The following is a 5,220-nucleotide window of genomic DNA, read 5'->3' as shown; positions in this document are numbered from 1 at the left end:
GGAAGTGATCCGGTATTCTGGAACAAACTGACCCGGCGACCTGTCCGCTGCATCACCCAGTTCTGGCGGGATGTGAAGGTCGAGGCCAATCTACCAGGCGTGAGGTTGCACGACCTGCGGCACAGCTTTGCCAGCCACGCCGCTGCTCGCTCCGAAACTCTGCCGATGATCGGCAAGCTGTTGGGCCATGCCAAATTGCAGACGACATCACGCTATGCCCATCTTGATGATGGGCACGTGCTCGATGCGGCGGAACGGGTCGGCTTCCTCATAGCTGATATGATGGGTGAGGATCGTTCGTTGAACAGTAACACTATGTATGATACAGGACTGCCCATCCATGACCGGTAAGCCGCAAACCCGCATCTACAAGAATCGCTGGTTCGCGAAATTCGCCAGCCGTGAAGGGATCAGTGATGCGGCGCTTGTCGCGGCGGTTGAACAGGCGGATAGCGGCCTGATCGATGCCGATCTGGGCGGAGGCCTGATCAAGCAGCGCGTCGCGCGCGAGGGCGGAGGCAAGTCCGGCGGCTATCGTACGCTGGTCTTCTTCCGCCATGAGGAACGGGCCATATTCGCTTTTGGATTTGCCAAGAGCGTAAAGGCCAACCTCAACGCGGTCGAGTTGCGGACCTACAAGCAGGCTGCCAAGATCGTGCTCGCGCTCACGCAGGCGCAGATCGATACCGAGGTGCACGAAGGAAGATTGTTCGAGGTGAATGACGATGCCAAATACCTATAAGAGCGAGGCGCTGGCCGCCGTCCACGAGATGATGGAGGGGCTTCACGAAGGTGGAGCCATCGACAAGCGCACGTTGCGGGAGTTCGATGAAGCATGCCTTGCCCCGGCGACACCGCTAAAGGCCGACGAGATCAAGGCCATTCGCGAGGCGCAGCACGTCTCACAGCCGGTATTCGCGCGCTATCTCAACGTGTCGAAGAACCTCGTTTCCGACTGGGAGCGCGGCAAGAAACGGCCAGGCGGACCGGCCTTGAGGCTACTATCGATTATCCAGCGCAAAGGGCTTGAGGCAGTAGCTTAGTAGTTAGCTTTTGCGAGGCAGCTTTCACTGAAACGAATGGGTTCAGCTATCTCGGGTTGCGGCTTTACGTTTGAAAACAGCTAAATTTCTGCATCGACAACGGCGGCGTAGTCGTATGCTGTCCCCATCCCGGCTTGGCTGAAAGATCAGTCGGCAAGTCGGTCGGAATAACATCAGGCACAGTCTGCCCTTTGGACACTATGTGCCAGCCCTGCCTTCTTCCCTCACCAGCCGTTCGACAAGACGGTTGAACAATGTCACGCCGCGATCGTGGGCGATAGGCATGATCGCCTGTCCTGGGCTGCCTGCGATAACGCGGCTTTGCGCTTCGATCATGACCTTGTCCTCGCCAAAGGCCATCGCGGCGAGCTGCATCATGCCGTCGCGCATGGCCTCGTCGCCGTGGTCGCGGTGCGGGCCCCAATTGAAGAAATAGCGCGCGGTGCCCTCGGTCAGCGGAGTGACCGCCTGGCTGGTGAAGTTGCGACCGGCTATCGCGGTGTCGAAGTCGGGCGGTCCAAAATCCAGCGACGCTGCGGTCCCTGCCGTGAAGCTGGCCGACTCCATCAGCAAAACGCCCGGAAGCAGGAAGTCGTAAGTCATGTAGTTGTCGAAACGTTCGGCAGAGTTCGGATCGCGAATGTTGGGTACATTCTGCGACCAGCGGGAAAAGCGCACGCCGCGATCGAGCGGGGTGATCTCGGGCAGCCGTTCGGCAAAGGTCGGCCCTGCCTGAAAGCTCGCGGCGTGGACATAAGTCAGGTGGCTGAAATCAAGCAGATTGTCGCAGATGAGCCGTGCCTCGGCAGCATAATCGAGATGGCCGTGCCCGAGGATAAACCGGCCATCGTCATAGCCGACGGCGGGCGGAATGAGCGCTTCATCCGCCTGTGCCGGATCGCCCATCCACACCCAGACCCAGCTATGCCGGACCGCAACGGGATAAGCGCGGACTTTTGCCTGCGGCGGCACTTTGTCCTGCCCCGGAATTTCCAGCACGCCGCCATCGGGCCCAAACAGCAGGCCATGGTACATGCAGCGCAGGTTCGCGCCCTCGCACCGGCCAAGCGAAAGAGGGGCAAGGCGGTGCACGCAGCGATCCTCAAGCGCATGGATCGCCGCGTCGTCTCCCCGCCAGAGCACGATGCGCTCGCCCACGATCTGCATCGCCATTGGCTGCCCCTGGGCTAGCTCGCTGTCCCAAGCAGCGACGTACCAGCAGTTGCGCACATAGGTCATTCAGCACCTCGCCCAGATTTCTTTAACAGTGTTCAATGAACGCTGTTCACTTGTCAAGCGACAGGCGCTTGTCCAGATTGCGGGAATGAAGATTGACCGAGACCAGATCACCGAGGCCGCGCTCGCTCTCATGCAGGAGAATGGGCTTGACGGGCTCGGCATGCGTGCCTTGGCGGAGCGGCTGGGTGTGCGGGCCTCGGCGCTCTATTGGCATGTGCCGAACAAGGACGGCCTCTTTGCCTTGATGACCGGGCATTTCTACGGGACGGCCTATGTCGAGGCCAACACTGCGCCTGGTCCGCAGGAATGGCTCGAACGTCTGGGTGGAACCTTCCGGCAAAGTCTGCTGGCTTGCCGGGATTCAGCGCGGCTATGCGCTATTGCGCCGCCAGCGGTGAGCGACACACCAGAAGCCAAAGAGCGCATGACCGGAAATCTGACCAGTTGGGGGATGACGCAGGAGCAGGCGCTGAACGCCGTTGCCTCCGTCTTTGCGCTCACCCTCGGGTGGGTGGTCTATGAGCAATCGGAGACAATGCACGATCACCTGGTCGGTATGCTGGATTTCGACACCGCGTTTGCAGCCGGGCTGCGGGCGATCGTCGGCGGACTGGTGGCAACTGAAGCCGCTTAGCCAGCGTAACTGGATAGGTCCGCATGGGCCAGCCCCTCAGCAAGCTGAGAGAGTGCCAAATGGAATGCCGCATCGCTATCGAGGGTGCCGATCATCATCGGGCGCACCGAAGCGTTGCTTTCGAACAGCGACCAGCCAAGCGTGAAGGCCTGCATGCTGGAACAGGCAATTCTGGCCATGTCACGGCTCATCCCACCTGCTTCAAGGTGGTCCAGAATGACATTGGCCACTTCCTGCTCGACGGTCTGCGAAGGCTGCACGAAGGCGACGAGCCGGGCTGAATCGCGGTTGGTGCGGTGACTGTCGCGCAAGGCCGTGCCGAACGCGATCAGCCATTCCCGCCCGGTCGTCTCAAGCCCGGTCTCGGCGATGACTTCGCGCAGGAACTGCTCGGCCAGCATACCATATAGCTGCGCGCGGTCGCGCACGTGCCAGTAGAGCGCCGGTGTCTGCACGCCCAGCGCGTCGGCGATCTTGCGCAGGCTCAGCTTGTCGAACCCTTCCTTCTGAAGGATCTCGCGGGCAGCAGAAACTATTGCCTGTTGATCGAGGGCCATCCCCACCTCCGGCGGGTGCTATTGACTTTGTGTGAGCCTTACGCAATCACCTTAATGGCATTAAGGAGAGGACAACAATGGGCGATTGCGCCGTTTCTGCGAGTGTTCAAGCACGCCTGAATGCTTGCGGGCTCGCCCGGTGAGCACTGCGGATCACCCCGGCATTGGCGCGGGCTCGTTGCCGCTTCTGCTGGTGATGGTGTTCCTGAACATCGCCGGATTCAGCCTGATCCTGCCCTTACTTCCCTTCTATGGGCACGCCTTCGGTGCAGGACCGTTTGCAGTCGCCTGCCTTTTCGCCGCCTATTCGCTGGGTAATATCGCCGGGGAAATCTTCTGGGGCCGGCGATCGGATGTGACAGGGCGCCGGCCTGTTCTGGTCCTGACCACAGCCTGCGCGGCGCTGACCTACATTGCCTTTGCCTTCTCGCAGAACCTTGAAACCGCATTGGTTCTGCGCATCATCGGCGGCTTTTTCGGCGGCACGCTGGGTGTCGTGCAGGGCGTGATCGCGGACATCACGCCGCCGCGTGATCGCGCAAAAGTCATGGGGTACTTTGGAGCGGCATTCAATTTCGGCTTTGCCGTAGGGCCAGCGATCGGCGGCCTTCTGGCTTCGCCTGAGCAAGGCCTTGCCGGTTTTCATCTGCCGATCTTTGCAGCCGCTGCGCTTGCCGCCGGCGCATCGCTCTGGGCCTGGTGGTTCCTTGCCGAGACCCGGCAGCCGGGCCCGGCCAGAACGCCCCCCAGCTATGGCGAGGCTGTCCGTTTCGTGCGCGCAAGTCCGCTCCTCTGGCGGCTGCTCCTCATATCGTATTGCGGCATCGCAATCTTCGCATCGACCGAAGCGGTTTTCGGGCTGTGGACCGAACGCGCCTTCGGCTGGACGACGCACGAGGTGGGCCTCACCTTCCTGGCGATCGGCGGGGTCGGCTTGCTCGTCCAGACGCTCGGGATCGGTCCACTGGTCAAGCAGTTCGGTGAGGCGAGGGTGATCGTGGGCGGCCTCGTTCTGCTGTGCGCGGCAGTCGGACTTCAGCCCGCTTTCCATGCGCCGGTCGCCACCGTCTGCCTCATGGCGCTGATGATGGCTGGCCACAGCCTGGCCTTTCCCAATGCAGGCGCATTGATTTCGCGAAACACCCCGCCCGAACGCCAAGGCAGCGTGATGGGCCTCAGCATGGCGTCGAATGCGAGCTCGCGGATCATCGCGCCGCCGCTGTTCGGCCTGATGTTCGGCCTGTCCGCCGATGCACCCTTCCTGCTCGGCGCAGCCATCATTGCGCTCGTGGTCCCTGTGGCCCTGACCGTCGTCAAGCTGACCGCGCCGAGGCCCGCAGCGGCATGACCGATCTCGACAGTTCCCGCGTTGATCGCGACATTGGCCTGCGCATCAGCGTTGCCAGCCGCGCTCTTGCCAAACGCCGCGCTGGTAAACTGCGCGTTCAGAACCTGACGCCCAAAGGCGCTACGGCGCTGGTGCTGGTTGACGCCAATCCCGGCATGACCCAGGCTGACCTTGCGCGCTATTTCGGCAATGGCCGCACGACCATGAACGGCATTGTGCAGGAACTGCTGGCGGCCGGTCTGCTGGAAAGTCGAACCACAATCGAACGAGGCCAGGCCCTTGCGCTCCATACAACGCCGAAGGGCAAAGCCGCCGTTTCGTTTGAGCTGGGCGCCATCGATGCCCAGTTCGAATTCTGCTGCGATGTCATCGGCCGCGCTGAAACGGTCCAGTTGATGG

At 61.6% G+C, this 5,220-nt stretch carries 8 protein-coding genes; 6 read left to right on the top strand and 2 right to left on the bottom strand.

Annotated features, from left to right (window positions below; all coding sequences use genetic code 11):
* The 3 genes from CFE35_RS22405 to CFE35_RS22395 all read left to right on the top strand — a co-directional run.
* On the top strand, positions 1 to 351 hold a 351-nt coding region (locus CFE35_RS22405; protein ID WP_292934085.1), incomplete at its 5' end, for a tyrosine-type recombinase/integrase.
* Positions 341 to 742, top strand: a complete 402-nt coding sequence (locus CFE35_RS22400; RefSeq protein ID WP_292934083.1) for a type II toxin-antitoxin system RelE/ParE family toxin — start codon at positions 341 to 343, stop codon at positions 740 to 742. The genes CFE35_RS22405 and CFE35_RS22400, both read left to right, overlap by 11 nt.
* Positions 726 to 1,043 carry a DNA-binding transcriptional regulator gene (locus CFE35_RS22395; RefSeq protein WP_292934081.1) on the top strand — a complete coding sequence of 106 codons (318 nt, stop codon included), beginning with the start codon at positions 726 to 728 and terminating at the stop codon, positions 1,041 to 1,043. Before CFE35_RS22400 ends, CFE35_RS22395 begins: the two co-directional genes overlap by 17 nt.
* 198 nt (positions 1,044 to 1,241) lie before the next feature.
* Here CFE35_RS22395 and CFE35_RS22390 read toward each other — a convergent pair whose 3' ends face one another.
* Positions 1,242 to 2,282, bottom strand: coding sequence for an aromatic ring-hydroxylating dioxygenase subunit alpha (locus CFE35_RS22390; RefSeq protein ID WP_292934079.1), 1,041 nt, complete (start codon positions 2,280 to 2,282; stop codon positions 1,242 to 1,244).
* Between the two features lie 85 nt (positions 2,283 to 2,367).
* Between CFE35_RS22390 and CFE35_RS22385 the strand changes: the two genes are divergently transcribed.
* Positions 2,368 to 2,916: a TetR family transcriptional regulator gene (locus CFE35_RS22385; RefSeq protein ID WP_292934077.1), complete on the top strand. Its 549-nt coding sequence runs from the start codon at positions 2,368 to 2,370 to the stop codon at positions 2,914 to 2,916.
* Here the strand turns inward: CFE35_RS22385 and CFE35_RS22380 are convergent.
* Entirely contained in the window at positions 2,913 to 3,473 is a 561-nt protein-coding gene (locus tag CFE35_RS22380) for a TetR family transcriptional regulator (protein WP_292934075.1), read from the bottom strand. The genes CFE35_RS22385 and CFE35_RS22380 overlap by 4 nt on opposite strands.
* A gap of 139 nt (positions 3,474 to 3,612) precedes the next feature.
* Here CFE35_RS22380 and CFE35_RS22375 point away from each other — a divergent pair, with 139 nt between their 5' ends.
* On the top strand, positions 3,613 to 4,821 hold the full coding sequence (locus tag CFE35_RS22375; protein WP_292934074.1) for an MFS transporter: 1,209 nt from the start codon (positions 3,613 to 3,615) through the stop codon (positions 4,819 to 4,821).
* Positions 4,818 to 5,220: MarR family winged helix-turn-helix transcriptional regulator (locus CFE35_RS22370; protein WP_292934072.1), on the top strand; the 403-nt coding region annotated here is incomplete at its 3' end. The genes CFE35_RS22375 and CFE35_RS22370, both read left to right, overlap by 4 nt.

Source organism: Novosphingobium sp. PASSN1 (assembly GCF_002278815.1).
Note: the sequence above shows the minus strand (reverse complement) of the source record. Positions and strands in the feature narration are given on the sequence as shown.

Coding starts and splice junctions, on each gene's coding strand:
- CFE35_RS22395 (WP_292934081.1), top strand. CDS start 726: ATGCCAAATACCTATAAGAGCGAGGCGCTGGCCGCCGTCCACGAGATG.
- CFE35_RS22400 (WP_292934083.1), top strand. CDS start 341: ATGACCGGTAAGCCGCAAACCCGCATCTACAAGAATCGCTGGTTCGCG.
- CFE35_RS22380 (WP_292934075.1), bottom strand. CDS start 3,473: ATGGCCCTCGATCAACAGGCAATAGTTTCTGCTGCCCGCGAGATCCTT.
- CFE35_RS22390 (WP_292934079.1), bottom strand. CDS start 2,282: ATGACCTATGTGCGCAACTGCTGGTACGTCGCTGCTTGGGACAGCGAG.
- CFE35_RS22385 (WP_292934077.1), top strand. CDS start 2,368: ATGAAGATTGACCGAGACCAGATCACCGAGGCCGCGCTCGCTCTCATG.